The following is a 25,898-nucleotide window of genomic DNA, read 5'->3' on the forward strand; positions in this document are numbered from 1 at the left end:
GCCCGTAGGCGATCGACCTGAAAGAGGTTGAATTCTGCAGGAGGCGAACAGCGCCGTAATTAAGCCCTCCCAAATAGTTCCAAAAAGTTCCAAACGGACTATAGATGCGCCGCATGCAGGGCTCGCGCTTCGCCTTCGGTCCATTCGTGCTTGATCCGGGTGCGGGAACGCTCCTTCGGAACGATGTCCCTGTTGCCGTTGGCAATCGCGGGATAAAGCTGCTTGCCGCGCTCGCCGGACGGCCCGGAGAAATCCTGGGCAAGGCCGAGTTGATGGATGCTGCGTGGCCGGGCACGGCCGTCGAGGAAGGCAACCTCACCGTTCAGATCGCGCAGCTCAGGAAGCTGCTCGGTCCGGCCGCCGATGGCGGTGAATGGATCGCCACGGTTCCGCGCGTCGGCTACCGCTTCACCGGAGCGATCGAACAGCTCGGCGGCGCGGTGCGAAAGCCTTTGCCGCTGCCCAGCAAGCCATCGATAGCGGTGCTGCCCTTCGTTGCTTTCTCCAGCGATCCCGAGCAGGACTCCTTCGCGGATGGGCTGACCGAGGATCTGATCACCGACCTGTCCAGGAATGCCGGCCTGTTCGTCATCGCCCGCAACTCGGTCTTTGCCTACAAAGGCAAGGCGATGGACGTGCGCAGGATCGCCGAGGAGCTTGGCGTGCGCTACCTGCTGGAGGGCAGCGCAAGACGCGCCGCCGGGCGCGTGCGCATCAACGCGCAACTGGTCGACGCGGTGAGCGGCGAACATCTGTGGGCGGAACGCTTCGATCGCAGCCTGGAAGATATTTTTGCCGTCCAGGACGAGGTGACGGCCAAGATCGTGGAGGCGTTGCTCGGCCGCCTGCGCGCGCCGCCGCCGCGCAACCGGCCCAGGAACCTCGAGGCCTATGATCTGTGCGTGCGGGCGCGCAAGCTGATCGACGACTCGCCGCAGACGGCACGGGAAGCGCATCTGATGCTGATGCGCGCGGTTTCGCTCGATCCGGACTATGCCGAGGCTTATCGCTGGCTTGCCATGAACCATTGGATGGGATGGGTGCATTGGGGCGAACCCATCGAACCCAACCGCGGCGTCGCCCTGGAACTGGCGCGCAAGGCTGTCGCGATCGATCCCAACGATGCCGGCTGCCACTGGGTGCTGGCCAACCTGCTTGCCTATGAGCGCCGCTTCGACGAGGCGGACGCTGAATTCGCCAAGGCGATCGAGCTCGACCCGAACGATGCCGACACCTGGGCGACGATATCAGACATCGAGGTTCTGGCCGGCCAGATCGAGGAAAGCCTCGAGCACATTCGCAAGGCGTTCCGGCTCAACCCTTATCCGCCGAGCTGGTACTATCTGACACTCGGCCAGGCGCAGTATGCGGCCGGCGAGTACGAAGCCGCCGTCGAGACGCTGCGCAGGGACGAGACCTATCGCACGAGCTCACGCCGTTTCCTGGCGGCAAGCCTTGCCCAACTCGGCCGGTTCGACGAGGCGCGCGCAGAGGTCGAGATGTTCCTCGTCGCCAACCCGCATTTCAGCACCAGCCACTGGGTCTGGACCGAACCGTTCCGCGACGCCGCGACGCTCGAGCATTTCGTCGACGGCTTTCGCAAGGCTGGTTTGCCGGAGTGACGGTCGGCGCGCCCCTCCAAACGGTCATCCTATCCGGAAGGCGGTCGCCCCCTACTCCTCAAAACGGCCCGTGGCGTCGCGATCACGTTCGTATCGTCTGTTGAGCGGAAACGGCGGCAACCAGGACTCGCGGCGGACGGTCCACAGTTCGTAGGTTGGCCTCAGTTGGTCAGGGGCGTCCAGCGATCCCAGGCTGACTTCGATTTCGTCCGCGGTGCGCGCGAAAACGGACGAGCCGCAGCGCGGGCAGAAGAACCGCCCGGCATAGTCGCGCGTTTCGCCGGCGATCGTCACCGCATCTTGAGGGAAAATCGCGGAAGCGTGAAACAGCGACCCGTGATGCTTGCGGCAGTCGAGACAGTGACAAATGCCGACCCTGTATGGGCGACCCGACGCCACGATCCGGACCTTGCCGCACAGGCAACCGCCCGTGAACCTGTCCATGTTGCGTCTCCTCCAAAATCGATCGGCCGGAACGTTTACAACGAACCGCGCCGAGCCGTCCATGAAAGCTGCGCCGTCTCGCTTGCTTGGCCCCCAAACCGAATTGCATAACTTGTCTCATGGCTGCCGGAATCTCCGAGCGGATAACCGCTTTCGTCGAAGCTCTCCCATTGAAACCGGGACTTCGCGTCCTGGAGATCGGATGCGGCCCCGGCGTTGCCGCTCGTGCCGTCGCTCGCCGTATCGGCCATGGCTTCATTCTGGCCATCGACCGTTCGGAAAAGGCAATCCAATTGGCGCGGGCGGGATCGGCCGATGAGATGGCTTTGGGCTGCCTTGATTTCAGGTGCGTAGCGATCGAGGACTTCGCGTTGAGGTCAGGCGAAGACCTCTTCGATATCGCCTTTGCGATGCGGGTCGGCGCCCTTGACGGGCGTCACCCCGAGGCTGGCCGGGCGGCGTTGACGCGCATCAAGTCCGCCCTGAAACCAGGTGGCCGGCTGTTCATCGACGGCGGCGATCCACTGAAGGAGGTCGAGTTAGGGGGCGCCCTGCCTCTTTAGAAAAACCCGTCGAGAAACGCAGCCGTCTCGCCTGAAATGCCGATGACCTTGTTCGTCGCCTGGCGGTAGAATTTGAAATTGAGCTCGGTCTCGGGCCGACCGTCCTTCCAGTCCTTGAACCGCTTGAGCTCGTCCCGGCCCAATCGCCGAGCGGTCGATGCGGTGCGGCGGATGGAAACACTGACGCGCGGCGTCTGCCGTTCGAGGTCGGGCCTTCTGGGGGCGGCTTCGGACAGCGTGATGATGCCGCGCGCGACGAGTCCCTGCCCGCCTTCGTTCTCGCTGGCGAACAGGAAGATGACGTCGCCCTCGGCGATTTGCTTGCCGCCATACATGGTCTTCTGCGCGGCGAAGATGAATGTCTCCGCCTGCGGATCCCTGATCTCGGCCTTGATCGCGAACGCCATGGCTTCGACGGCTCTCAGCCGACGCCGATCTGATAGCTCAGGGTCCGCTTCGCGCCCGGCTCGATCAGCATCACGCCTGGCTTGTCGGCAAATTCGCCGTCGAAATCGACCGGGCTTGCGAGGCCATGCCAGGGCTCGATGCACAGGAACGGCGCCCCGCCGGGTTTGGACCAGATGCCCAGCTCGTTGAACCCCTGCCAGGACATCTCTATCGATGGGCCGCGGTCGGCGGCATAGCGGACGCTGGTGCTGGCAGGCTGGTCCAGGATGACCGCGTCATCGTCGAACAGCCGTTCGGAGAGCGCAAGCGCCTTGCCTTCGATGGGCGTTGGCTGCGGTGCCGGGAGCAAAAGCCCATCCTTCAGGCGGCGGATCGGCGCGGGCTCATTGTCGGCAAAGGTCAGCCGATAGGCTTCCTTGGGCAGTTCCGGCAGCAGCGGCCAGTTGAAGGCGGGGTGAGCGCCGATCGAGGCCGGCAGCAGTTCTTCGCCTATGTTGGTAACTTCGAAGGTCACGTCTAGCTGCCGAGGAGCGAGGCTATAGCTTACGGTCAGATAGAAAGCGAATGGGTAATGGACACTGGTTTCGGCACCGTCCATTAGGACCAGGGTGCAGGACGAAGGCGTCCGCTGCACCCAGGCGAAGCGCCTGTCGCGGGCGAAACCATGCTGCGTCATCGGATAGTTTTGGCCGCGATGGCGCAACCGGTCGCCCTTGAGCCGGCCGACGATCGGAAACAGGACTGGGGAATGGCGCCGCCAGGCAGGCCCTGCCTGCCACAGAAGCTCCGTGCCGTCGGCGTCGCGCAAGGAAACCAATTCGGCGCCCTGCCCGACGATGGTCGCCGAGATGCCGTCACCGTGAAGCATCAGGCTATCCTGTTCCATGTGACCTCGCGGCTGGCTCGTGTGCCCGGCAGGCTAGCAAAAGGCCGCGCGTGAACTCAAGGGCGGCGGGCCATGACGCACTTCACGCTTTCAGGACGAACGATCCACGACCCGTGCCTGCCCGAAAAAAGTGGCCGGAGGTTGCCCTCCAGCCACGCCAAGGTCAGCAGTGGTGCCTGCTACGGTCCGGACTATTCGCGCTCGCCGGTGAAATTCAGCAGCAGCTGGAAGATGTTGATGAAATTCAGATAGAGCGAGAAGGCGCCGAAGACGGCGAGCTTCTGCTGCGATTCCGCGTCGAAATTGTCGGCATACTGCTCCTTGATCGTCTGCGTATCCCAGGCGGTCAGGCCGATGAAGACGGCAATGCCGATCACCGAGATGGCAAACTGCAGCGCGGTCGAGCCCAGGAACAGGTTGACGAGGCTGGCAATCACCACGCCGATCAGGCCCATGATCAGGAAGGACGAGAACTGCGTCAGGTCGCGCCTGGTCGTGTAGCCATAGAGGCTGGTGGCGCCGAACATCGTCGCAGCGATGAAGAAGGTGCGCGCGATGCTGGTGCCGGTGAACACCAGGAACACGGAAGCGAGCGACAGGCCCATGACGGCACAGAAGGCCCAGAACATGGCCTGCGCGCTTGCCGCCGACATCGTCTGCATCTTGAACGAGAAGAGCATGACGAAGGCGAGCGGCGCCAGCATCACCACCCATTTCAGCGGGCTGGAGAAGATCGGCACGTAGAGCGCCGGCGTCGAGGCGACGGCCAAGGCGACAAGGCCGGTGACGACGAGGCCGAGGCCCATATAGTTGTAGACGCGCAGCATGTGCTTGCGCAGGCCCTCGTCATAGACCGCGCCGGTCTGGACGCCGGCGCCCATTCGGTATCCCAGATTGGGGCTGTTCATTTGGGTTCTCCTTGGTTGGATCGGTTTGATTGGGCGTTTCAGTAAAGCGTTCGGGCCAGCTTTTCGGCGGCCCGGTCGAGATCGCCGGCATCGCCTCGTCCGACGACGGCGTAGGCCACCTCGCCGATCTGGAAATAGGCGGATGAGATATCGCCCGAGGGCGCGACCGTCGGTTTCACCACGTCGAACGTGCCCGGCCTGATGGCGAAGAGCGACACCAGGCCGAGGTCCTTCGTCTCGACCGCCATCTCGACGCTCGGCCCGAAACGCGACGGATAGATCTGGACGTCTCGTATCTTCCAGTCATCGGGAAGCGAGGGCATGACGATCGCTGTCGCGGCGCGGATTTCGTCGGCATTGTAATTTGGCGCTTCGGCCTGAGATGGCATCGTCTCGCGCACCAGCGTCGTCCGGTGCGCGCTCACCGCTTCCTCGACATAGGCGGGCGGCTGCGTCGAGGCGACAACCTTGGTCACCGCGATCGGCCCGAAGAAGCCGTTGGCGAGCCAGCCCGCCGCCACCAGCACGGCGGCCGCGGCCGCCCGCTGCAGCACGGAAAAGACGCGATCCCTGGCGAGCGCCCTCTCCAGCCGGCGCGCCGCCTCGGTTGTTGCCGGCTGCGCCATGCCGCCCGACCCGGCCAACGCCACGCGCAACTCGTCGCGCGTCCTGAGATCGGACATCACCCGCGCCGCCACCTCGGGACGGGCGGACAGGAACGCCTCGACCTCGATGCGGCGGGCAACGTCGAGCTGATCGTCGACATAGGCGTCGAGATCGGCATCGGTTACGGGATCGACGATAGCGGTCATGGTTCAACTCCCACGATCCTCAGGTGATTTTTGCCGCGCGCCGAAGCGCCCTCCTCCATCTCGCGCAGCGCGGCACGCGCGCGGCCGATGCGCGACATCAACGTTCCGAGCGGCACGCCGCTGACTTCCGCTGCCTGGGCGTAGCTCAGCCCTTCGATGGCGACGAGATGCAGGGCGGAGCGTTGTTCCTCAGGCAGCGACAGGAAGGCTTCCCGCACCTGCGAGAGGCGCACCCGGTGATCCTGCGGCGCGGGTGCGCTGACATCGGCAAGATGTCCGGCCTGCTCGATGCGCGCGGCTTCCGACCGGCGCGAGCGCACACCGTCGATGAAGATGTTGTGCACGATCGCGAGCAGCCAGGCGCGCAAATTGCCGCCCGAGCGAAAGGTGCCGCGACGCTCATAGGCGCGCACCAGCGCATCGTGGACCAGATCCTCCGCATCGGCGCTGTCGCGCGTCAGCGAGCGCGCGTAGCGCCGCAGCGACCCCAACTGCCCGACAATATCGACCATCGACCGTTTCATGCCCTGTTTACGGAGCATGTGGGGACTTTAATCCCGCCCGCCGCTTTCTTTTGCGATTACGGGACACGCCACCAGCCGAGACTTTGCCAGTCGCCGGCTCGCCAGCCGTCCAGATGCCGACGCTTGTCCGCTTCAGACATGGCGAACGAAAACCGCTGGCGAAGCGCGGCCGATTTGCGTATCACTCCGCCGCCATTGGAGCCTCATCGATGTTCGAAAACCTGCAGCCCGCGCCCTCCGACAAGATCCTCGCCCTGATCGGCCTCTACCGCGCCGACACGCGGCCCGGCAAGGTCGACCTCGGCGTCGGCGTCTACAAGGATCGGGATGGCAAAACACCGGTGATGCGCGCCGTTCGCGAGGCGGAGAAGCGGCTGCTCGCCAGCCAGGACACCAAGACCTATCTCGGTCTTGCCGGCGATACCGGCTTCAACGCCGCGATGATCAAGCTTGCCTTCGGCGAGAAGGCGGATCTTTCGCGCATCCGCGCGGCGCAAGCGCCGGGCGGATCGGGCGCGCTCAGGCTGGTGGCGGAACTTCTGCAGCGCACGCGCCCCGGCGCGACGGTCTGGCTGTCCGATCCGACCTGGCCGAACCACCTGCCGGTGATGCGCGCCGCCGGCCTCAAGGTGCGCGACTATCCCTATTTCGACGCCGCGTCGGGCGCCGTCCGCTTCGACGACATGGTGGCGGCGCTCAAGACGGCCAACAGCGGCGATGTCGTGCTGCTGCATGGCTGCTGTCACAACCCGACGGGCGCCAATCTCGATGCGGCGCAGTGGGCCAAGGTTGCCGAGGTGCTGCTCGAGCGCGACCTGCTGCCCTTCGTCGATATCGCTTACCAGGGTTTCGGCGAAGGCCTCGACGCCGACGCCGCCGGACTGCGGCTGCTGGCCGACAAGGTCCCGGAAATGGTCGTGGCCTCGAGCTGTTCGAAGAATTTCGCCGTCTATCGCGACCGCGTCGGCGCCGCGATGATCATGGCCAAGGACAGCGCGCAGGCGGATGTGGCGATGAGCCAGATGCTGGCGGCGGCCCGAGCGCTCTATTCAATGCCGCCGGACCACGGCGCGGCGGCCGTGCGCATGGTGCTGGAAGACGCCTCGCTCAAGAAGGACTGGGAAGCGGAGCTCGAAGAGATGCGCTTGCGCATGCTCAGGCTGCGCGTCGCTTTCGCCGAGGCGTTGCGCCGGCAGTCCAACTCCGACCGCTTCGATTTCGTCGCCAGCCATCGCGGCATGTTCTCCCGCCTCGGGCTGACGGAAGCCCAAGTCGAGCGCCTGCGCACCGAACATGCCGTCTATATGGTTGGCGACAGCCGCATCAACGTGGCCGGCCTGCCGGAGGACGGCATGGACGATCTCGCCAAGGCGATCGTCTCGGTTCTCGACTGAAAACGGCGCAACTGTGGACAATAGGCTTTTGCCGGCCAGCGGGATTGGCCGCCTGCCGCTGCGCGCGCTAGAGTTTGCAAGATGAAACCCTCGAAGGACATTTCCCGGCTGATCGAGATCATGGCGGCGCTCAGGGCGCCGAAGACTGGCTGTCCATGGGACATCGAGCAGAATTTCTCGACCATCGCGCCCTACACGATCGAGGAAGCCTATGAGGTGGCGGACGCGATCGCGCGGGGCGATCTCGACGATCTGCGCGAGGAACTGGGCGACCTCTTGCTGCAGGTCGTCTATCATGCGCAGATGGCCGAGGAAGCCGGCGAGTTCGCGTTCGGCGACGTCGTCGAGGCCATCACCACCAAGATGATCCGCCGCCATCCGCATGTCTTCGGCGACGAGGAAGCGCGCAGCGCCGGCATGGCCAAGGGCATGTGGGAGAAGATCAAGTCGGCGGAGAAGGCCGACAAGCGCAACGCCCGCATCGCGCGCGGCCTCGACCCGGAAGATCACGGCAAGGGTTATCTTGACAGCGTGCCGGTTGCGCTGCCTGCCTTGACCCGTGCGCTCAAGCTGCAGGAGAAAGCGGCCCGCGTCGGTTTCGACTGGAGCGAGGCGGCGCCGATCCTCGACAAGATCGAGGAAGAGATCGGCGAGTTGCGCGAGGCGCTCGCCACGGGTGACGCAGCGCCCATCAAGGACGAGTTCGGCGACATGCTGTTTGCCGTCGTCAACCTCGGCCGCCATTTGAAGCTTGATGCCGAAGCCGCGCTCAGCGGCACCAACGAGAAATTCCGCTCGCGATTCCACTATGTCGAGCAGGCTCTGGAGGCTGCGGGTAGTACGCTCGAGAGAGCGACGCTGGACGAGATGGAAGCGCTCTGGCAGCAGGCCAAAAGCGCAAAATAAGCAGCAGGTTAACTGCCTGTCTTGCGATGCAGCCTGCTCTCGATCTCTTGCCGGGCGCTGTGCGTCGCCGTCAGCGAGAGGGTGACGCTGCCGTCCTCGTTGTCGGTCCGTGAGACGACATCGCCGTTGCGGTAGAGCCAGTCGACCTGGCCGAGTTGGGCCGGGCTCAGCGTCACCGTCATTGTTTCGAGCTCGCCCGACACCCTGGTCTCGATGAGCGCCTTCAGCGCGTCGATTCCCTCGCCGGTCGCCGCCGATATCGCGATCGGCGGCGCCTTGCCGCCGGCGCTCCCGACAAGCAGGCGCTCGCGATTGCCTTCGTCGAGCAGGTCGATCTTGTTCCACACCTCGATCACGCGGCTGGTGTCCGCGGCATCGACGCCGAGATCGCCGAGAATGCGCTCGACATCCTCCGCCTGCGCTGCCGTGTCGGGATCGGAAATGTCGCGCAGATGCAGCACGAGATCGGCCTCGACGACCTCTTCCAGCGTCGCCCGGAAGGCCGCGACCAGATGCGTCGGCAGGTCGGAGATGAAGCCGACAGTGTCGGACAGGATGATCGGCGTGCCGTGCGGCAGCCGCACGCGGCGCAGTGTCGGATCGAGCGTGGCGAACAGCATGTCCTCGGCCAGAACCCCTGCTCCGGTCATCCGGTTGAACAGCGTCGATTTTCCGGCATTGGTGTAACCGACGATCGCTACAACCGGGAAAGGAACCTTCTTGCGCTTGGCCCGGTGCAGGTCGCGCGTGCGGCGAACCGTCTCCAGCTCATGTTTCAGCTTGGTGATCTTGTCCTGCAGGATGCGCCGGTCGGACTCGATCTGTGTTTCGCCGGGACCGCCGAGAAAACCGGCGCCGCCGCGTTGCCGTTCGAGGTGGGTCCAGCTCCGCACCAGCCGGCCTTTCTGGTAGTTGAGATGCGCCAGCTCGACCTGCAGCGTGCCTTCCTTGGTCCGCGCGCGCTCGCCGAAGATCTCGAGAATCAGCCCGGTGCGGTCGAGCACCTTGGCGTTGAGTTCCTTTTCGAGATTGCGCTGCTGCACCGGCGTCAGCGGGTGGTCGACGATGACCAGCTCCGCCTTGCGCTCCTTCACGATGTCGGCGAACTCCGCCACCTTACCGCTGCCGAGCAGCGTCGCCGGGCGTGGGTCGGCGACCGTCACCACCGCGGTGTGGACCGGATTGAGATCGATGGCGCTCGCAAGGCCGACCGCTTCGTCGTGGCGGGCATCGGCCGAGCGACTCAGGCGCGGACGGTTCGAATCGTCTTCGCCGCGCGGCTGACGGGTAAGCACCGGCACAATGACGACCGCCCGGGTCGGATCCTTAGCCTCCGGCCCGAGCTGGTGCCCTTGTTTCCCGCGAACGCTGCGGTCCGCGTCCTTTTCACGTGCCAATCAGGCGCCCTGGCCTTCCTCGCCATCGAACATCTGTACCGGCTGGCTCGGCATGATCGTGGAAATGGCGTGCTTGTAGACGAGCTGGGAATGCCCGTCGCGCCGCAACAACACACAAAAATTGTCGAACGAAGTGACGACGCCGGTCAGCTTCACGCCGTTGATGAGGAAGATGGTAAGTGGATTTTTGCTCTTGCGAACTGAATTCAGGAACAGGTCCTGAAGGTTTTGCGATCGTTCCGCCATTGTTTTTGTCTTTCGCCGATCCCCTTCGGTTTGCGGGCCAATGCGCCAAATTACGCGGCACGTGTCAAGCGCGCAAACCCCCTCTTGCCGCCTAAACGACAAGCAGAACGAGATAGTTGAGGTTCATTCCACCTTTGCGGTTATCAGGCCGGACTTTTTTCCGCAATGTCAAAAAAGGCCTGCCGCAACGAAAGTGTCATGGAACCAGGGTGGCCGTTTGCGACCGGCGCGCCATCGATTTCGACCACAGGCATGGCAATCGTGGTCGCGGAACTGATGAACGCCTCGCGCGCCGCCTTGGCTTCCGCAACCGAAAACCCCCGTTCTTCGATCCTCAGACCGAGCCTGGCCGCGACATCGAACAGCGTGGTGCGCGTGATGCCGCGCAGGATGCCGTGCTCCGCCGGCCGCGTCACCAGAACGCCGTCGCGGGTGACGATCCAGGCGTTGGACGAGCCGCCTTCCTTGACCGTGCCGTCGGCGTCGACGAACCAGGCCTCCTGGGCGCCGGCTTCCTTGGCCTTCTGCTTGGCCAGAACATTGGGGAGAAGGCCGGTGCTCTTGATATCGACGCGATCCCAGCGATTCTCCGGCACGGTGATCACCTTGATGCCGGTCTCCACACGCTTGGCGGCGGCAGCAGGATCGGCCTTGCGGGCGGTTATGACGAGGGCCGGCCTGATGCCTGCCCCTGGAAAGACGAAGTCGCGGCCGGCGACGCCGCGCGTCACTTGGACATAGACGAGGCCGTTGACGACATGGTTGCGGCGCACCACCTCGCGCAGCAGCAGCGGCAGCACATCTTCCGAAACCGGCCAGGCAATCGACAGCTCCTTCAGCGAGCGCTTGAGCCGGGCAAGATGGCGCGGCATGTCTACGATAAAGCCGCGCGCCACCTCGCAGACCTCATAGACGCCGTCGGCGAACTGGTAGCCGCGATCCTCGATATGGACGCGGGCTTGAGCATGGGCGACGTAGCGCCCGTTGACATAGGCAATGCGCGGCATGGAAACCCCTCGGAGCTATTCGGCTTTCTTAGGCGATTCCGCCGCTGCCGTAATGAACAATCGGGTGGACCAAGCGATCCTGGAGCCGTTCAGCGTTTGAGAGGATCGCCGCCCCGCTCTGAGCATCGCAATTCCGGACGGAAAACCGCTGCGCACTTTTCCTGGAATTGCTTTAGACACCGAGCGACTTCAACTTGCGGTGCAGAGCGGACCGCTCCATGCCGATGAATTCGGCCGTCTTCGAGATGTTGCCGCCGAAGCGGTTGATCTGAGCGACCAGATAGTCCTTCTCGAACTGCTCGCGCGCCTCGCGCAGCGGCAGCGCCATGATGTGCTGGTCCGACTGGTTCGGCGTGCGCGGCATGACATCGCCGATCTCGGAGGGCAGAAGGTCGGCGGTGATCGGCGCATCAGCGTCGCCGCCGCGGGCCAGGATCATCAGCCGCTCGACATTGTTGCGCAACTGGCGGACGTTGCCCGGCCAGTTATGCGCCTGCAGAACGGCTAAAGCGTCGTCGCCGATGCGGCGCGGCTTGATGCCGGCCTGGCGCGCGATCTGCTTCATGAAATTGTCGACGAGATACGGGATATCCTCGCGCCGCTCGGCGAGCCCCGGCACCATGACCGGAACCACCGCCAGGCGGTGGTAGAGATCCTCGCGGAAACGGCCGTCGGCGATCATCGCCTCCAAGTTCTGCGAGGTGGACGAGATGATGCGGACGTCGACCTTGACCCGCTTGGTGCCGCCTACCCGCTCGAACTGCTGCTCGACCAGCACGCGCAGGATCTTGTTCTGCGTCTCGCGCGGCATGTCGGCGACTTCATCGATGTAGAGGATGCCGCGATGCGCCTCCTCCAGCGCGCCTACCTTGCGCTCGGTGCCGTTCGATTCGGTGCCGAACAGCTCGATCTCCATGCGCTCGGGTGTGATGGTGGCAGCGCTCAAGGTCACGAAAGGTGCGTTCTTGCGTGCCGACAGCGCGTGGATGGCGCGCGCCGTCAGTTCCTTGCCGGAGCCGGACGGGCCGATGATCATGACGCGGCTGTTGGTCGGCGCGACGCGCTCGATGGTCTGCCGCAACTGGCTCATCGCTGACGACATGCCGATCAGGTCGAAGGTCTCGCCGCTGCGCAGCTTGAGATCGGAGACCTCGCGCCGCAATTTGGACGTCTCCAGAGCGCGTTCGGCGATCAGGATGAGGCGGTCGGCCTTGAACGGCTTCTCGATGAAATCATAGGCGCCGCGACGGATGGCCGACACCGCCGTTTCGATGTTGCCATGACCGGAGATCATCACCACCGGCATGTTAGGATGCATCGTCTTGATCTCGTCCAGCAGCACCAGACCGTCGAGGCGCGAGCCCTGCAGCCAGATATCGAGGAAAATCAGCCGTGGCGCCCGATCTGCGATTGCTGCCAGCGCGCTGTCGGCATCGTGTGCCGTGCGGGTTTCGTGACCTTCGTCGCTCAGGATACCGGCGACTAGTTCGCGGATGTCTTCCTCGTCATCGACGATGAGAATGTCAGACGCCATTACCGACCTTTTCAGTTTCTCGTTCGTGTTCGTTGCGGCCTTCGCCGCGTGGCGGCGCGGCTACGACCGCCGCCGGCGGCAGGATGATCGAGATCATCGCGCCCCGGCCGCCGTGGAAATCCGGCGGCGCGTCGTGCAATTCGAGCCGGCCGCCATGGTCCTCCACGATCTTCTTGACGATAGCGAGGCCAAGGCCGGTGCCTTTTTCGCGCGTCGTCATATAGGGCTCGAGCAGCCTCTGCCGATTCTCGCGCGGCAGCCCTTTGCCGTTGTCGATAACGTCGATTCTTATGGCGCTATCTTGGCGCCCGGCTTGAATCCGGATTGTGCCGTCGGAACGGTCTTTCGCATCAAGTCCATCTATGGCCTCGGCGGCGTTCTTGATGACGTTGCCGAAAGCCTGCGCCATCAGGCGGCTGTCGAACGTGCCCTTCAGCGGCTCGTTGCCGAAATCGCGCTCAAAGGCAATGTCGGAGCGGCTGACTTCCACCAGGAACGACGCCTCACGCAGCGATTCGCGCAGATCGATGACTTTCATCTCCGGCTTCGGCATACGGGCGAAGGCCGAGAATTCGTCGACCATGCGGCCGATGTCCTCGACCTGGCGGATGATGGTGTCGGTGCACTGATCGAAGACCTCGCGGTCCTCGGTGATGACCTTGCCGTAACGGCGCCTGATGCGCTCGGCCGAGAGCTGGATCGGCGTCAGCGGATTCTTGATCTCATGGGCGATGCGCCGCGCGACGTCCGCCCAGGCGGACGAGCGCTGCGCCTGAACCAGATCGGTGATGTCGTCGACGGTGACGACATAGGATTTTTCTTCTGCGGCCTCGTCTTCTGCCTCGACTGTGACCTGGACATTGAAGGTCCGTTCCATGCCGGCGCGGAAGAAGGTGACCTGCTCGCGATAGACCGGCTTGCCGGACTGGCGGCCGATCTCGAAGACGCGGCCGACATGCGGCAGGATGGCCGACAGGTTCTGTCCGAGCGCGGCACTTGCCGAGATCGCGAGCATCGTTTCGGCCGAGCGATTGACGATGGTGACGATGCCGTACGGATCGACGCCGATGACGCCGGCGGTGACGCCTGCCAGCACCGCCTCCGAGAAGCGCCGCCGCTCGTCGATCAGATCCTTGGCCGATAGCAACTCGTTGCGCTGCGATTTGAGCTCGAGGATCATGTTGTTGAAGGTGTCGCCAAGCGAGGCCACATCGCCGTCCGAATGGCGTACGGGAACGGCGACATCGAGATTGCCGGTCGCCACCTCGTCGGCCGCGCCGATCAACTGGCGGATCGGCCGCACCAGCCGGTCGGCGACCGCAATGCCGGTCCAGATCGCCGACAGGATGATGATCAGCGTCAGCGACAGATAGGGCAGCGCGAAGGCCACCTGGGAAGTGCGGCGGTTGTCCTCGAGGTTACGGTATTCGTCGGTGTTGGATTTGACGATCTGGCGCGCGCGGATCACTTCGGGGTCGACCAGCCGGATCGTGTAAAGGTAAAGGCCCTCGATCTCGCGCAGCTTGACGATGGCACCCATGATGTTGCGCGTTCGCGGCTCGATCAGCACGGGCTTGCCATCGGCGGCGGTATCGACAGCGCCGGGCGGCGGCTCGGGCATGGCGAAATCGGCGTCGGTCTTGGCGCTCATCACGAAGGAGCCGTCGGGCTTGATCAGCGCCGCATGCGCCAGCCCGCGGCCGACGGCTTCCTTGTTCATGAGGTCAAGGAAGCCGTTTCGATCGAGGCCATAGAGCGTGCGCGACGCGTCGAGATCATAGGCCATCGACAGGGTCGTGCCCTGTAGGTTGCGCGCGTTTTCCTGGACATAGGCATCCGCGATCGACAGCGAGGAATTGACGATGGTCTTGGTGCGGATTTCGAACCAGCGGTCGAGGCCGATATCCAGCGTGATCGAGGCGATGATTGCCACCATGATCGCCGGAATGGCGGCGACCAGCGCGAACATGGCGACGATGCGCACATGCAGCCGTGAGGCTGCCCTGCCGTGCCGGCGGGCCATGACGATGCGACGCACCTCGCGGGCGACGAGCGCGATCAGGAACAGGACGAAGACAGCGTTGAGCGCGATCAGCGCCCAGGTCGTGTCGGCGTTCGGCGCGATCGGCGTCGCGCCGACCAGGATGGCGAACGAGATCGCCGCCGTGATCATGGCGCCCACGATCGCGACCACGCCCGGCAGCGCCAGCAACCGGCGGCCGTCGGGTACGCCAGCCCGGCTGAAAAGCGGTTGGTTCAGTGTTGGAGCCTCAGCAGCCATATCGCCGTCTAGAGTCGGTCATAGCGTCGGATGTATGCAACGCATTGTGGCGATTATGCAACAAGTGTGGCCGGGACGGAAATCTTTCCCCGGCTCAATCACGCAAAAAGGACAATGCCGGTGATCCAATACCGCCGAACGATGCGGCCGGCGATGCGATGGCTCGCGTCACTGCTCCGGTCGCGCCCGTCGCAAGCTGCGCGGCGTCTGCCCGATCTCGCGGCGCATCCAATGCGCCAGATGCGACTGATGCGCGAAGCCTGTCAGATAGGCCACCTCGCTGGTGCTGAGGTCACTTCCCAGAATCAGGGAACGGGCACGCTCAACCCGGCGTCGCAGCACATAGCGGTGAAGGGTCATGCCGGTCGCCGCCTTGAACCATGTCCTGAGATGCGAGCTGCTGGCGTTAGCGATGCGGGTCAGCGTATCGATCGTGAGCGGTTCGGAAAGATGCGCGTCGATATAGTCCAGGATACGTTTGAACTGCGCATCCGACAGCCGAACCGTTCGATCCGTCTCCAGATCGTCGAGACCAACCAGCCGCACCGCAAGCGCGATGCCGACACTTTCGGCGAACAGAGCCCCACCCGGCGAGCCTGCGTCTTGGTCGGTTTCAAGTGCCCGGACGAGGTATTCGATACGTTCGTCCCGAAGCAGGTGCCGCATGTCGAAATGACGCGCCCTTGCGCTGCCCTCAATCTCCGACGCCACACCCTCGAGCATGGCAGGCGGCAAGCGAACCTCCCTCGTTTCGAATGAGGTTTCAGCCTCGAACCCGCCCTCCTGTCCCGCGGGTACGAAATCAATGTCACCAGCTCGCCGTAAGAAATATCGCCCGGCGTCATTGCAATAGGTGCGCGTCGCCGCGCTGGCATGAACCATGATGCGGTGATGATCCGCCCGCGGCAGCCGATAGGTGCCTGCTTCGACATGCCGTGAAGCGATTGATATGCCAGCCGAGGCCCGGGCCGAAGTGAACTGCGGATGCATGTGAAACGAGCCTCAAAATCATGGCAGAACCTGCTCAACATTTGGCGGTTCCTGCGCGATTTTCAATGCCGAAGCCCTTTAGACCTGCGCCTCGTTTGCCAACGCAAAGAGGTTCATATGAGTTACTATGTTGTCGTCGGAGCAGGCCCGGTCGGGCGCGAGACGGCGCGCCTGCTCGGTGAGCAGGAGCATGATGTCGTCCTCATAAGCAGGAGCGGGAGCGATATCGATTTGCCCGGCGTGCGCGCGAGGCAGGCGGACGCCACCGATGCCGCCGAACTTTCACGCATCAGCCGGGGCGCGGATGCCATCTTCATGTGCGCCATGGCGCCTTATCACCGGTGGCCGACCGACTTCTTTCCGATCGTCGACGGCACGGTGCGCGCGGCGGAGGCCGTCGATGCGAAGATCATCCTGCTCGGAAACCTCTACGGCTACGGCGAAAACGCTGATAGTTCCCTTCACTCAGACTTGCCGCTCGACCCGACATCGAGGAAGGGCACTGTTCGGACGATAATGTGGCAGCGTGTGTCTCGAGCCAGCGTACCGGCCATCGAGGTGCGTTCCAGCGATTATCTGGGGCATGGCGCGGTCACCTACTTCTCGCTTCTCGCACTGCCATCCATCGTTCAAGGAAAGCCCGTCGCCTTCTTGGGAGACCTCGACGCCGATCATGCCTGGGCTTTCATCAAGGACGTCGCCCGGACGCTCGTCGCGTCAGCCTTCTACACGGGTGAATGGGGACGAGCCTTCCATGTCCCGTCGCAATACGCTTCGCCCCGCGATCTTATCCGCAGAACCGCGGCGATGCTTGGAAGGGAGGTTGCGTCAATGCGTTGCTATTCCATCGCCGAGATGGAAGCCCTGGGCATGCATGAGCTCGTGGAAATGAAATATCTCTTCGATCGCCCGCTGCTGGTCGATTCTTCCGATACCGAGCATCTCCTCGGCGTGAAGGCCAGCTGCCTTGATGTAATGATCGCGGACACCGTCAGAGACTATCTCTGAACCAATTATATGAAGTAGAAACAAAGCGTTCCGCCCGTCGGCTGACGGGCTGAACAAACGAGATGGGGCCGGCAAAGCATCTGGCAGGCATCGAAGGTCTAGATCTGTCTTGAGGCCTTGTAGACGTTGACGCCGAGCTCGCGGATCTTCTTGCGCAGCGTGTTGCGGTTGAGGCCCAGAAGCTCGGCCGCCTTGATCTGGTTGCCGCGCGTCGCCGTCATCGAGGCCAGCACCAGCGGATACTCGACCTCGGCAAGGATGCGCTGGTAAAGCCCCGACGGCGGCAGTTCGCCGGCGAAGGAAGCAAAATAGCGCTGCAGGAAATGCTCGACCGCCTGGCCGATCGACAGATCGTCGGGGATGAGCGGTCCGACGCCCGGCACCACAGGCCTTTCGCCGGTCTTGAGTTCCGTCTCGATGATCTCGGCCGAAATCTCGTCCTGCGAATAGAGCGCGGCCAGCCTGCGCACCAGGTTTTCGAGCTCGCGCACGTTGCCGGGCCAGGGATAGCGCTTCATCAGCTCGATGCCGCCCGCCGAAATGCGCTTGGTCTGCAGGCCTTCGCTGGCGCCCTGCTTGAAGAAGTGCCGCACAAGGTCAGGGACGTCTTCCGACCGCTCGCGCAGCGCCGGAAGTCTCAGCGGCACGACGTTCAGGCGGTAGAACAGGTCTTCGCGGAACAGGCCCTGGTTGATCAGCGTCCGCAAGTCCTTGTTGGTGGCGGCGACGATGCGCACGTCGGTCTTGATCGGGGTACGGCCGCCGACTGTCGTGTATTCGCCCTGCTGCAGCACGCGCAGCAGGCGCGTCTGCGCCTCCATCGGCATGTCGCCGATCTCGTCGAGGAACAGCGTGCCGCCCTCGGCTTGCTCGAAGCGGCCGGTGGAGCGGTTCTGGGCGCCGGTGAAGGCGCCCTTCTCGTGGCCGAACAGTTCCGATTCGATGAGGTCGCGCGGGATCGCCGCCATGTTGATTGCCACGAAAGGCCCGCCGCGGCGGCGGCCATATTCATGCAGCGCGCGCGCCACCAGTTCCTTGCCGGTCCCGGATTCGCCGCTGATCATCACCGTCAGGTCCGTCTGCATCATGCGGGCCAGCATGCGGTAGATGTCCTGCATGGCTGCCGAACGGCCTACCAAAGGCATCGTCTCCGGCTGCTCGTCGGCGCGCGAATCGAGCTTCGGCCGCTTCGGCTCGGCCAGCGCCCGATTGACGATGTTGAGCAACTCGGTGAGGTCGAACGGCTTCGGCAGATATTCGTAGGCGCCGGTCTCGGAAGCGCGGATGGCGGTCATGAAGGTGTTCTGCGCGCTCATGACGATGACCGGCAGCTCCGGCCGCGCCTTCTTGATGCGCGGCAGCATGTCGAAGGCGTTCTCGTCCGGCATCACCACGTCGGTGATGACGAGATCGCCCTCGCCCGCTGCCACCCAGCGCCACAGCGTCGAGGCATTCGAGGTTACGCGCACCTCATGGCCGACGCGCGACAGCGCCTGGTTGAGCACGGTGCGGATGGCCGCATCGTCGTCGGCGACGAGAATATTGCCGCGAACGGTCATTTGCGGTCTCCTTCAGCTTCGTCGCCGGCGCCGGGCGCAGTCTCCTTCCAGGCCGGCATTAGGACGCGGAACGTGGTCCCGCGCGGCGTCGAATCGCATTCGATGATGCCGCCATGCTCACCGACGATCTTTGCAACCAGCGCCAGCCCAAGGCCGGAGCCGTTCGGCTTGGTGGTGATGAATGGGTCGAAGAGGATCGGCAGGATGTCCTCGGAAACGCCGGGCCCGTTGTCGTGCACGCAAAATTCCAGCGGCAGCGAGACACGGTCCTGCGTTCCGGGCACGGAAACGCGGATGCCGGGCCGGAAGGCGGTCGACAGCACGATCTCGCCCTGCGGGTCGGCGCCGATCGCCTCGGCGGCATTCTTGACCAGGTTCAGGAACACCTGGATCAACTGGTCGCGATTGGCGAAGACCGGAGGAAGCGATGGATCATACTCTTCCAAAATCTTGATTCGCTTCGCAAAACCATTTTTGGCGATTGCCTTCACATGATCCAGCACGACATGGATGTTGACGGGGAAGCGCTCGATCGGCCGCTCGTCGGAAAACACCTCCATGCGGTCGACCAGCGAGACGATGCGGTCGGTCTCGTCGGTGATCAGCCTCGTCAGCGCGCGGTCCTCGTCGGAGGCCGACAGTTCGAGCAGTTGGGCGGCGCCGCGGATACCCGAAAGCGGGTTCTTGATCTCATGCGCCAGCATAGCCGCGAGGCCGGTGACGGAACGGGCGGCACCCCGGTGCGTCATCTGACGATCGATCTTGTCGGCCATCGACCGTTCCTGGAACATCACCACGACGGAACCCGGGAACTCCGGCACCGGCGCGACATAGAGATCGACCATCTTCTCGATGCCGAGGCGCGGCGAGGAGACGTCGACGCGGTATTCGTTGACCGGCGCGTGGCGCTCGCGCACCTGGTCGACCAGCGTCAGCAGCGGGCTGCCGAACGGCACCAGCTTGGACAAAGTGTTGCGGGCGAGCATGGTAGCGCTGGAGCGGAAGAAATCCTCGGCATCCGCGTTGGCGAAAGTGATGAAGCCGTCGGCATCGACCATGATCACCGGGCGGCGGATGGTGTTCAGCACGATGTTGGCGGCATCCGCCATTTCGGTTGGCTGTGGAGCGCTCGCCTTCATGCCGCGCTCCGCATTTCGGTCAGCATGACAGGATCGGCAAGAGCCTCGCGCAGCCCTCGGATGACCTCCGTGGGCTCGAAAGAGGTGAGGATACGCTTCCGCTGCTCCGCCGACGCCCTGGCCGCGTGCCGGTCGAGATACCAGCCGAGATGCTTGCGCGCCTGACGCAGCCCGCTTTCGACGCCGTAGAGCGAGAGCATGTCCTCGTAATGCGCAGCGACGTAGTCGGCGAGCGCTTGCGGCGTTTCGGGAATGCCGTGCGTCGATGTATCGGCGGCAGCCGCCGCGACACTGCCCGCGGCCCACGGCGCGCCGTAGTGGGCGCGGCCGATCATCACCGCGTCGGCGCCCGACTGTTCGAGGATCGTCGCCGCCTCTTCCGGCGAGCCGACATCGCCGTTGGCCACCACCGGGATAGAGACCGCTTGCCTGACACGGGCAATGGCCCGCCAATCGGCCTTGCCCTGATAGAACTGGCAGCGGGTGCGGCCGTGCACGGTCACCATCCGGACGCCCGCCTGTTCGGCGCGGCGCGCCAGCATCGGCGCGTTGAGCGCGCTTTCGTCCCAGCCGAGCCGCATCTTGACGGTCACCGGCACCGAAACGGCGCCGACCACAGCTTCGATCAGGGAGAGCGCATGATCGAGATCGCGCATCAGCGCCGAGCCGGCATAGCCGCCCGTCACCTTCTTCGCCGGGCAGCCCATGTTGATGTCGATGATGTCGGCGCCCTCGCCGGCGGCGATTCGCGCGCCCTCGGCCATGTGCGCCGCCTCGCGGCCGGCAAGCTGCACCATGTGGACGGGCAGCCCGGAATGGCGGATGCGCAGGTCGCAGCCGGCCCTGCCCTTGGCCAGTTCGCCGCTGGCCACCATTTCCGACACGACCAGCCCGGCGCCATGGTTGTGGGCGCGCTGGCGGAATGGCTCGTCGGTGATGCCCGACATCGGCGCAAGGAACACGCGGTTGCGTATCTTCACGCCGCCAATGTCGAGTGGCGAAGCCAATGTGATCAATTCAGGCATGCACAAAAACCAAGCATGTTCAATTGCTGCACATTCTCTAGCCAGATGCAAGGCATTGTGCAACGCGCAATGACGTCACATTAAGGCGCATTTTGGAAAATGCTGGCCTTCCCTTCGAGCCGCGACTAAGCCTCTCGCCATGACCGACGCAAGTGAAAATCAGGGTTTGGACGCAGACGGCAAAGTCGGCGTTGTGATCGTCGCCGCCGGGCGCGGCGCCCGTGCCGGGCAGGCCGATGGGCCGAAGCAATATCAGCGTATCGGCGGCCGCGCCGTCATCGCGCACACGCTGGAGACGTTTCTTTCACATCCGAGAATTGGCCCGGTGGTCGTGGCGATCCACGCCGACGATGCCGAACTCTTCGAGCGCGCGGCGGGAGCGAATGCCAAGCGTGTTTTCGCGGTCACTGGCGGTTCGTCCCGCCAGGCCTCGGTTCGGCTCGGTCTCCTGGCATTGAGGGATCTGGCGCCGGGAAAAGTGCTGGTGCATGACGCGGTGCGCCCGTTCCTTGATGCCGGGCTGATCGACCGCATCATCGACGCCATCGGGGAACGGCAGGGCGCGCTGCCCGCCCTTCCCGTCGCCGACACGCTGAAGCGGGAATCCGCAACGGGCATGATCGAGGAGACGGTGTCGCGAGCCGGCCTGCATGCCGCGCAGACACCGCAAGGCTTTCCGTTCTGGCCGCTGCTGGCGGCCCACGAGAAGGCGCATCATTTGGGCAAGTCCGAATTCACCGACGACGCAGCGATCGCCGAATGGGCGCATATTCCGGTCAAGATCGTCGCCGGCTCGCCGGACAATGTGAAGCTTACCTGGGCAAGGGATATCGCGATGGCCGACCAGCGGCTTTCCAACGCGCTGCCGCGCTTTCCGGACATCCGCACCGGCAATGGCTATGATGTGCATGCCTTCGAGCCCGGCGACCATGTCACGCTGTGCGGCGTCGCCATTCCCTACGATCGAAAACTCTCCGGCCATTCGGACGCCGATGTCGGGCTGCACGCGCTTACCGACGCGCTGCTTGCCACCTGCGGCGCCGGCGACATCGGCACGCATTTCCCGCCATCGGACCCGCAATGGAAGGGTGTTGCCTCGAAGATCTTCGTCGAGCATGCAGCGAAGCTGGTGCGCGAGCATGGCGGGCGCATCGCCAATGCCGACATCACTCTGATCTGCGAAGCGCCGCGTGTCGGGCCCCACCGCGAGGCGATGACGGCGGCGCTGGCGGCGATGCTGGGCATTGCGGCCGAACGCATTTCGATCAAGGCTACGACGAACGAAAAGCTCGGCTTTGTCGGCCGCGGCGAAGGCATAGCGGCGATCGCCACCGCAAGCGTGGTTTTCCCGGGAGATGTCCCCAAATGAGCAACGCCGAACTCGCCATCGCCCTGCTCCAGGCCTGCCAGCAGCGCGGCATCATGCTGGCGACGGCCGAAAGCTGCACCGGCGGCATGATCATTGCCGCACTCACCGACATTGCCGGTTCTTCCGCCGTGGTGGACCGCGGCTTCGTCACCTATTCCAACGAAGCAAAGATGGAGATGCTCGGCGTCTCCGCCGCAACGCTCGACGCGCATGGCGCCGTCTCGCGCGAGACGGTGCTCGAGATGGCGGCAGGCGCGCTCACGCATTCGCGCGCGAGCCTGTCGCTTGCCGTCACCGGCATCGCCGGCCCCACCGGTGGTTCGGCGGAAAAGCCGGTCGGCCTCGTCTGGTTCGGGGTAGCGCTTACCGGGCAGCCGGTCGTCGCCGAGCGCCAGCTCTTTGCGCATAAGGGCCGCGAGTTCATCCGCCACGAGACGGTGCGGCACGCGTTGCAGCTTGGGCTGCGCGCGCTTGGAGCTGAGTGAAGATCAGGCCGGCTTCGCGCCGTAGATCACGTCCGCGCGCTTCTCGAAGGCTTCGGAGAACATGCGGAAGGCGCGGTCGAACATCGTCCCCATCAGCGCTCCGAGAATGCGGCTCTTGAATTCGTAGTCGATGAAGAAATGCACCTCACAGCCGCGATCGGCCGGATCGAAGCGCCAGATGTTGCTGAGATATTTGAATGGGCCGTCGATGTATTTGACGTCGATGGCGTTCTCGTCCGGCTTCAGGAGCACCTGCGTGGTAAAGGTCTCGCGGATCGCCTTGTAGCCGATGCTCATGTCGGCGACGAGGATGGTGCGGCCGTCGCGCTCCTTGCGCGAGCGCACCGTCAGCGCCTCGCAGAGCGGCAGGAATTGCGGATAGGCCTCGACATCCGCCACCAGCGCGAACATCTCCTGCGGCGTGTGGGTGACGCGGCGGATGGCTTCGAATTTCGGCATTTAGATGGTCAGCCGGCTTTCTCGAGCTGCGCTTCGCGCGCCGCACGCAGCCTGGCGAAGTCCTCGCCGGCGTGATGCGAGGAGCGCGTCAGCGGGCTCGACGCCACCAGCAGGAAGCCCTTGGTCTTGCCGATCGTCTCGTAGGACTTGAACTCGTCGGGCGTGATGAAGCGGATCACCGGATGGTGCTTCTTCGACGGCTGCAGGTATTGGCCTATGGTCATGAAGTCGACATTGGCCGACCGCAGGTCATCCATGAGCTGCAGCACTTCGTTCCGCTCCTCACCGAGACCGACCATGATGCCGGATTTGGTGAAGATCGACGGATCGAGTTCTTTCACCCGCTGCAGCAGCCGAATGGAGTGGAAATAGCGGGCGCCCGGCCGGACCGTCAGGTAGTTCGACGGAACGGTTTCGAGGTTATGGTTGAAGACGTCAGGCTTGGCCGCCACGACGACCTCCAGCGCGCCGTCCTTGCGCAGGAAATCGGGCGTCAGGATCTCGATCGTCGTCGAGGGCGCGGCCGCGCGGATGGCATGGATGACGTCGGCGAAATGCTGCGCGCCGCCGTCGTCCAGATCATCGCGGTCGACCGAGGTGACGACGACGTGGCTGAGGCCCATCTGCTTGACGGCGTGGGCGACGCGCGCCGGCTCATCCGGGTCGAGCGCCGTCGGGATGCCGGTGGCGACATTGCAGAAGGCGCAGGCGCGCGTGCAGATCTCGCCCATGATCATGAAGGTGGCGTGCTTCTTGTCCCAGCATTCGCCGATGTTCGGGCAGCCGGCCTCCTCGCACACCGTCACCAGCTTGTTCGACTTCACGATCTCGCGCGTCTCGGCATAGCCTTTCGAGACCGGCGCCTTGACGCGGATCCAGTCCGGCTTGCGCAGCACTTCCTGGTCCGGCCTGTGCGCCTTTTCGGGGTGCCGCGGGCGCGGCGCGTTGGCGATCGTGTCGAGAACAGTGACCATCTCAAACCCTTCGCGGCCGCTGGTAACGCGACCGTCCGTCTGCGTCATCTAGGACTTTTCGAAGCAAAGAAAAAGGCCGCGCCGGCGCATGCCGCCACGGCCATTTTCGCATAGCGGCGTTCGCCGGGGCTCAGCGGCGCACCAGCCGACCCGCAAAGATCAGCAGGCAGGCGCCGATGAAGCCTGTGATCAGATAGGCGAACCAGCCGACGCCGAAGGCCTCGACGTTGAGCGCTCTCAGGATTGCGTTCAGCACCACCGCGCCGGCGATGCCCAGAATGATGTTCATGAAGATGCCGGTGTTGCTCTTCATGACCATTTCGGCGAGCCATCCGGCCAAGCCGCCTATGATGATGGCTGCAATCCAGCCCACGCCATTCACGTCCATATGCCAAATCCTCCTCGATCAGGTGAAAATGCATCCGGATACGAACTGCCCTGCCGTCAAAGTCCTCCGGCTGCCGCGTCTGAGTCTCGCCCAACCAATCTATCACCGATTGGCCATTTATCATGCGTTCAAAGCGCGGCCATAGGCGTCGAGCACGCTTTCCTTCATCATCTCCGACAGGGTCGGATGCGGGAAGATCGTGTGCATCAGCTCTTCCTCGGTGGTCTCCAGGTTCATCGCCACGACGAAGCCCTGGATGAGCTCGGTCACCTCCGCGCCGATCATATGCGCGCCGAGAAGTTGTCCGGTCTTCTTGTCGAAAATGGTCTTGATGAAGCCCTGGTCCTCGCCGAGCGCGATGGCCTTGCCGTTGGCGCCGAACTGGAAGCGGCCGACGCGGATGTCCTTGCCTTCGGCCTTGGCCCTGGCTTCGGTCAGGCCGACCGACGCGACCTGCGGACTGCAATAGGTGCAGCCCGGGATCTTCAACTTGTCGATGGCATGCACGCCGGGGAAATTGGCGATCTTTTCGATGCAGACGACACCCTCATGCTCGGCCTTGTGGGCAAGCATGGGCGGTCCCGCGACGTCGCCGATCGCATAGATCCCGGCCACGTTCGTCTTGCCGTAGCCGTCGACGACGACGCAGCCGCGATCCGTCTTCACGCCGAGCGCCTCGAGGCCGAGATTTTCGATGTTGCCCTGCACACCGACAGCCGAAATCATGCGGTCGGCGGTGATCTTCTCGACCTTGCCATCCTTCATCTCGACATGGGCGGTGACCGAATTGGCTGATTTCTCGACCTTGGTCACCTTGGCTTCGAGGAGGATCTTCATCCCCTGCTTCTCGAACTGCTTCTGCGCGAATTTCGAGACCTCGGCATCCTCGACCGGAATCACCGCCGGCAAGACCTCGACCACCGTCACGTCCGCGCCCATTGTGCGGTAGAAGGAGGCGAACTCGATGCCGATGGCGCCCGAGCCCATCACCAGCAGCGATTTCGGCATCTCCTTCGGCACCATCGCCTCGAAATACGTCCAGATCAGCTTGCCGTCCGGCTCGATGCCGGGCAGCGCGCGCGGCCTGGCGCCGGTCGCCAGAATGATGTGCTTGGCGGTGTAGGTGCCCTCGCCCTTGACGCCCTTCGGCACCGGCGGCTGCGGCTCCATCGGCTTCTTGGCGGTCTTGGAGACCACGATCTCGCCGGGCTTGGAAAGCTTCGCCTCGCCCCAGATGACGTCGACCTTGTTCTTCTTCATCAGGAAGGCAACGCCGCCGTTCAGCCTGAGCGACACCTTGCGGGAGCGGTCGACCACCGCGGCCGTGTCGGGGTTGACCTTGCCGTCGAGCTTCAGGCCGTAATCCTTGAGGTGGTCGGAATAATGCATGATCTCGGCCGAGCGCAGCAGCGCCTTGGTCGGGATGCAGCCCCAGTTCAGGCAGATGCCGCCCAGATGCTCGCGTTCGACGATCGCCGTCTTGAAGCCGAGTTGGGCGGAACGCACCGCGGTGACATAGCCGCCGGGACCTGAGCCGATGATGATAACGTCGTAGTTCTCAGCCACGGGT

Annotated in this window: 26 protein-coding genes; 7 read left to right on the plus strand and 19 right to left on the minus strand. The window is 64.1% G+C overall.

Annotated elements, in window-relative coordinates; all coding sequences use genetic code 11:
- Positions 1–104: 104 nt before the first annotated feature.
- Entirely contained in the window at positions 105–1,622 is a 1,518-nt protein-coding gene (locus EJ070_RS26645) for a winged helix-turn-helix domain-containing protein (protein ID WP_189350085.1), read from the plus strand.
- Between the two features lie 51 nt (positions 1,623–1,673).
- On the opposite strand, the gene EJ070_RS26650 is transcribed toward EJ070_RS26645, so the two are convergent.
- On the minus strand, positions 1,674–2,066 hold the full coding sequence (locus EJ070_RS26650; protein ID WP_126094032.1) for a GFA family protein: 393 nt from the start codon (positions 2,064–2,066) through the stop codon (positions 1,674–1,676).
- A gap of 119 nt (positions 2,067–2,185) precedes the next feature.
- Between EJ070_RS26650 and EJ070_RS26655 the strand changes: the two genes are divergently transcribed.
- On the plus strand, positions 2,186–2,629 hold the full coding sequence (locus EJ070_RS26655; protein WP_126094033.1) for a class I SAM-dependent methyltransferase: 444 nt from the start codon (positions 2,186–2,188) through the stop codon (positions 2,627–2,629).
- Here EJ070_RS26655 and EJ070_RS26660 read toward each other — a convergent pair.
- From EJ070_RS26660 to EJ070_RS26680, 5 genes are all read right to left on the minus strand, one after another.
- Positions 2,626–3,036, minus strand: coding sequence for a hypothetical protein (locus EJ070_RS26660; protein WP_126094034.1), 411 nt, complete (start codon positions 3,034–3,036; stop codon positions 2,626–2,628). The two genes, EJ070_RS26655 and EJ070_RS26660, sit on opposite strands and share 4 nt — an antisense overlap.
- 14 nt (positions 3,037–3,050) lie before the next feature.
- Positions 3,051–3,923, minus strand: coding sequence for an aldose 1-epimerase family protein (locus EJ070_RS26665; protein WP_126094035.1), 873 nt, complete (start codon positions 3,921–3,923; stop codon positions 3,051–3,053).
- Positions 3,924–4,114: 191 nt separating this feature from the next.
- A complete protein-coding gene (locus EJ070_RS26670) occupies positions 4,115–4,831 on the minus strand; it encodes a Bax inhibitor-1/YccA family protein (protein ID WP_126094036.1) in 717 nt (238 codons plus the stop codon).
- A 38-nt stretch (positions 4,832–4,869) separates the two neighbouring features.
- Entirely contained in the window at positions 4,870–5,643 is a 774-nt protein-coding gene (locus EJ070_RS26675; protein ID WP_126094037.1) for an anti-sigma factor, read from the minus strand.
- A complete protein-coding gene (locus EJ070_RS26680) occupies positions 5,640–6,185 on the minus strand; it encodes a sigma-70 family RNA polymerase sigma factor (protein WP_126094038.1) in 546 nt (181 codons plus the stop codon). Before EJ070_RS26680 ends, EJ070_RS26675 begins: the two co-directional genes overlap by 4 nt.
- Before the next feature lie 191 nt (positions 6,186–6,376).
- On the opposite strand from EJ070_RS26680, the gene EJ070_RS26685 reads away from it, so the two are divergent.
- Together EJ070_RS26685 and mazG are read left to right on the plus strand one after the other, a co-directional pair.
- A complete protein-coding gene (locus tag EJ070_RS26685) occupies positions 6,377–7,561 on the plus strand; it encodes an amino acid aminotransferase (RefSeq protein ID WP_126094039.1) in 1,185 nt (394 codons plus the stop codon).
- 81 nt (positions 7,562–7,642) lie between these two features.
- Positions 7,643–8,467: a nucleoside triphosphate pyrophosphohydrolase gene (gene mazG / locus EJ070_RS26690; RefSeq protein ID WP_126094040.1), complete on the plus strand. Its 825-nt coding sequence runs from the start codon at positions 7,643–7,645 to the stop codon at positions 8,465–8,467.
- A gap of 8 nt (positions 8,468–8,475) precedes the next feature.
- Here mazG and hflX read toward each other — a convergent pair whose 3' ends face one another.
- From hflX to EJ070_RS26720, 6 genes are all read right to left on the minus strand, one after another.
- Positions 8,476–9,864 (minus strand): GTPase HflX, encoded by a 1,389-nt coding sequence (hflX, locus tag EJ070_RS26695; protein ID WP_126094041.1) that lies wholly within the window; start codon positions 9,862–9,864, stop codon positions 8,476–8,478.
- Entirely contained in the window at positions 9,865–10,110 is a 246-nt protein-coding gene (gene hfq, locus EJ070_RS26700; protein WP_066989720.1) for an RNA chaperone Hfq, read from the minus strand.
- A gap of 143 nt (positions 10,111–10,253) precedes the next feature.
- Entirely contained in the window at positions 10,254–11,117 is an 864-nt protein-coding gene (locus tag EJ070_RS26705; RefSeq protein ID WP_126094042.1) for a D-amino-acid transaminase, read from the minus strand.
- A 172-nt stretch (positions 11,118–11,289) separates the two neighbouring features.
- Positions 11,290–12,651, minus strand: a complete 1,362-nt coding sequence (locus tag EJ070_RS26710) for a sigma-54 dependent transcriptional regulator (RefSeq protein WP_126094043.1) — start codon at positions 12,649–12,651, stop codon at positions 11,290–11,292.
- Positions 12,641–14,932: a PAS domain-containing sensor histidine kinase gene (locus EJ070_RS26715; RefSeq protein ID WP_126094044.1), complete on the minus strand. Its 2,292-nt coding sequence runs from the start codon at positions 14,930–14,932 to the stop codon at positions 12,641–12,643. The genes EJ070_RS26710 and EJ070_RS26715 overlap by 11 nt, the downstream gene beginning before the upstream one ends.
- Positions 14,933–15,100: 168 nt before the next feature.
- Positions 15,101–15,922, minus strand: coding sequence for an AraC family transcriptional regulator (locus EJ070_RS26720; protein ID WP_126094045.1), 822 nt, complete (start codon positions 15,920–15,922; stop codon positions 15,101–15,103).
- A gap of 117 nt (positions 15,923–16,039) precedes the next feature.
- Here EJ070_RS26720 and EJ070_RS26725 point away from each other — a divergent pair, with 117 nt between their 5' ends.
- On the plus strand, positions 16,040–16,930 hold the full coding sequence (locus EJ070_RS26725; RefSeq protein ID WP_126095919.1) for an NAD-dependent epimerase/dehydratase family protein: 891 nt from the start codon (positions 16,040–16,042) through the stop codon (positions 16,928–16,930).
- 98 nt (positions 16,931–17,028) lie between these two features.
- On the opposite strand, the gene ntrC is transcribed toward EJ070_RS26725, so the two are convergent.
- From ntrC to dusB, 3 genes are read right to left on the minus strand one after another with little or no spacing between them, the layout of a single operon-like run.
- Entirely contained in the window at positions 17,029–18,489 is a 1,461-nt protein-coding gene (gene ntrC / locus EJ070_RS26730) for a nitrogen regulation protein NR(I) (protein WP_126094046.1), read from the minus strand.
- A complete protein-coding gene (locus tag EJ070_RS26735; protein ID WP_126094047.1) occupies positions 18,486–19,628 on the minus strand; it encodes a nitrogen regulation protein NR(II) in 1,143 nt (380 codons plus the stop codon). Before EJ070_RS26735 ends, ntrC begins: the two co-directional genes overlap by 4 nt.
- Positions 19,625–20,653, minus strand: coding sequence for a tRNA dihydrouridine synthase DusB (gene dusB, locus EJ070_RS26740; RefSeq protein WP_126094048.1), 1,029 nt, complete (start codon positions 20,651–20,653; stop codon positions 19,625–19,627). Before dusB ends, EJ070_RS26735 begins: the two co-directional genes overlap by 4 nt.
- Positions 20,654–20,792: 139 nt before the next feature.
- Between dusB and EJ070_RS26745 the strand changes: the two genes are divergently transcribed.
- Positions 20,793–22,022, plus strand: coding sequence for a bifunctional 2-C-methyl-D-erythritol 4-phosphate cytidylyltransferase/2-C-methyl-D-erythritol 2,4-cyclodiphosphate synthase (locus EJ070_RS26745; protein ID WP_126094049.1), 1,230 nt, complete (start codon positions 20,793–20,795; stop codon positions 22,020–22,022).
- Positions 22,019–22,507, plus strand: coding sequence for a CinA family protein (locus EJ070_RS26750; RefSeq protein WP_126094050.1), 489 nt, complete (start codon positions 22,019–22,021; stop codon positions 22,505–22,507). The genes EJ070_RS26745 and EJ070_RS26750 overlap by 4 nt, the downstream gene beginning before the upstream one ends.
- A gap of 3 nt (positions 22,508–22,510) precedes the next feature.
- On the opposite strand, the gene EJ070_RS26755 is transcribed toward EJ070_RS26750, so the two are convergent.
- The 4 genes from EJ070_RS26755 to lpdA all read right to left on the minus strand — a co-directional run bounded on the left by EJ070_RS26755 (position 22,511) and on the right by lpdA (position 25,894).
- Positions 22,511–22,966 carry a type II toxin-antitoxin system RatA family toxin gene (locus EJ070_RS26755; RefSeq protein WP_126094051.1) on the minus strand — a complete coding sequence of 152 codons (456 nt, stop codon included), beginning with the start codon at positions 22,964–22,966 and terminating at the stop codon, positions 22,511–22,513.
- Between the two features lie 8 nt (positions 22,967–22,974).
- Complete coding sequence (gene lipA, locus EJ070_RS26760) at positions 22,975–23,940, minus strand: lipoyl synthase (protein WP_126095920.1); 966 nt, start codon at positions 23,938–23,940, stop codon at positions 22,975–22,977.
- Between the two features lie 130 nt (positions 23,941–24,070).
- Positions 24,071–24,328: a GlsB/YeaQ/YmgE family stress response membrane protein gene (locus EJ070_RS26765; protein WP_126094052.1), complete on the minus strand. Its 258-nt coding sequence runs from the start codon at positions 24,326–24,328 to the stop codon at positions 24,071–24,073.
- A 120-nt stretch (positions 24,329–24,448) separates the two neighbouring features.
- Complete coding sequence (gene lpdA, locus EJ070_RS26770) at positions 24,449–25,894, minus strand: dihydrolipoyl dehydrogenase (protein WP_126094053.1); 1,446 nt, start codon at positions 25,892–25,894, stop codon at positions 24,449–24,451.
- Between the last annotated feature and the right edge of the window lie 4 nt (positions 25,895–25,898).

Source organism: Mesorhizobium sp. M1E.F.Ca.ET.045.02.1.1, from assembly GCF_003952485.1.
Lineage (GTDB): Bacteria > Pseudomonadota > Alphaproteobacteria > Rhizobiales > Rhizobiaceae > Mesorhizobium.

What these genes read in the sequence shown, in the direction of transcription:
- EJ070_RS26725 (WP_126095919.1), top strand. Translation starts at nt 16,040, where the DNA reads ATGAGTTACTATGTTGTCGTCGGAGCAGGCCCGGTCGGGCGCGAGACG.
- EJ070_RS26670 (WP_126094036.1), bottom strand. Translation starts at nt 4,831, where the DNA reads ATGAACAGCCCCAATCTGGGATACCGAATGGGCGCCGGCGTCCAGACC.
- EJ070_RS26675 (WP_126094037.1), bottom strand. Translation starts at nt 5,643, where the DNA reads ATGACCGCTATCGTCGATCCCGTAACCGATGCCGATCTCGACGCCTAT.
- EJ070_RS26755 (WP_126094051.1), bottom strand. Translation starts at nt 22,966, where the DNA reads ATGCCGAAATTCGAAGCCATCCGCCGCGTCACCCACACGCCGCAGGAG.
- ntrC (WP_126094046.1), bottom strand. Translation starts at nt 18,489, where the DNA reads ATGACCGTTCGCGGCAATATTCTCGTCGCCGACGACGATGCGGCCATC.
- EJ070_RS26650 (WP_126094032.1), bottom strand. Translation starts at nt 2,066, where the DNA reads ATGGACAGGTTCACGGGCGGTTGCCTGTGCGGCAAGGTCCGGATCGTG.
- EJ070_RS26645 (WP_189350085.1), top strand. Translation starts at nt 105, where the DNA reads ATGCGCCGCATGCAGGGCTCGCGCTTCGCCTTCGGTCCATTCGTGCTT.
- EJ070_RS26705 (WP_126094042.1), bottom strand. Translation starts at nt 11,117, where the DNA reads ATGCCGCGCATTGCCTATGTCAACGGGCGCTACGTCGCCCATGCTCAA.
- EJ070_RS26715 (WP_126094044.1), bottom strand. Translation starts at nt 14,932, where the DNA reads ATGGCTGCTGAGGCTCCAACACTGAACCAACCGCTTTTCAGCCGGGCT.
- hfq (WP_066989720.1), bottom strand. Translation starts at nt 10,110, where the DNA reads ATGGCGGAACGATCGCAAAACCTTCAGGACCTGTTCCTGAATTCAGTT.
- EJ070_RS26665 (WP_126094035.1), bottom strand. Translation starts at nt 3,923, where the DNA reads ATGGAACAGGATAGCCTGATGCTTCACGGTGACGGCATCTCGGCGACC.
- dusB (WP_126094048.1), bottom strand. Translation starts at nt 20,653, where the DNA reads ATGCCTGAATTGATCACATTGGCTTCGCCACTCGACATTGGCGGCGTG.
- lipA (WP_126095920.1), bottom strand. Translation starts at nt 23,940, where the DNA reads ATGGTCACTGTTCTCGACACGATCGCCAACGCGCCGCGCCCGCGGCAC.
- EJ070_RS26765 (WP_126094052.1), bottom strand. Translation starts at nt 24,328, where the DNA reads ATGGACGTGAATGGCGTGGGCTGGATTGCAGCCATCATCATAGGCGGC.
- EJ070_RS26660 (WP_126094034.1), bottom strand. Translation starts at nt 3,036, where the DNA reads ATGGCGTTCGCGATCAAGGCCGAGATCAGGGATCCGCAGGCGGAGACA.
- EJ070_RS26750 (WP_126094050.1), top strand. Translation starts at nt 22,019, where the DNA reads ATGAGCAACGCCGAACTCGCCATCGCCCTGCTCCAGGCCTGCCAGCAG.
- EJ070_RS26710 (WP_126094043.1), bottom strand. Translation starts at nt 12,651, where the DNA reads ATGGCGTCTGACATTCTCATCGTCGATGACGAGGAAGACATCCGCGAA.
- EJ070_RS26735 (WP_126094047.1), bottom strand. Translation starts at nt 19,628, where the DNA reads ATGAAGGCGAGCGCTCCACAGCCAACCGAAATGGCGGATGCCGCCAAC.
- EJ070_RS26685 (WP_126094039.1), top strand. Translation starts at nt 6,377, where the DNA reads ATGTTCGAAAACCTGCAGCCCGCGCCCTCCGACAAGATCCTCGCCCTG.
- EJ070_RS26745 (WP_126094049.1), top strand. Translation starts at nt 20,793, where the DNA reads ATGACCGACGCAAGTGAAAATCAGGGTTTGGACGCAGACGGCAAAGTC.
- EJ070_RS26655 (WP_126094033.1), top strand. Translation starts at nt 2,186, where the DNA reads ATGGCTGCCGGAATCTCCGAGCGGATAACCGCTTTCGTCGAAGCTCTC.
- EJ070_RS26720 (WP_126094045.1), bottom strand. Translation starts at nt 15,922, where the DNA reads ATGCATCCGCAGTTCACTTCGGCCCGGGCCTCGGCTGGCATATCAATC.
- mazG (WP_126094040.1), top strand. Translation starts at nt 7,643, where the DNA reads ATGAAACCCTCGAAGGACATTTCCCGGCTGATCGAGATCATGGCGGCG.
- EJ070_RS26680 (WP_126094038.1), bottom strand. Translation starts at nt 6,185, where the DNA reads ATGCTCCGTAAACAGGGCATGAAACGGTCGATGGTCGATATTGTCGGG.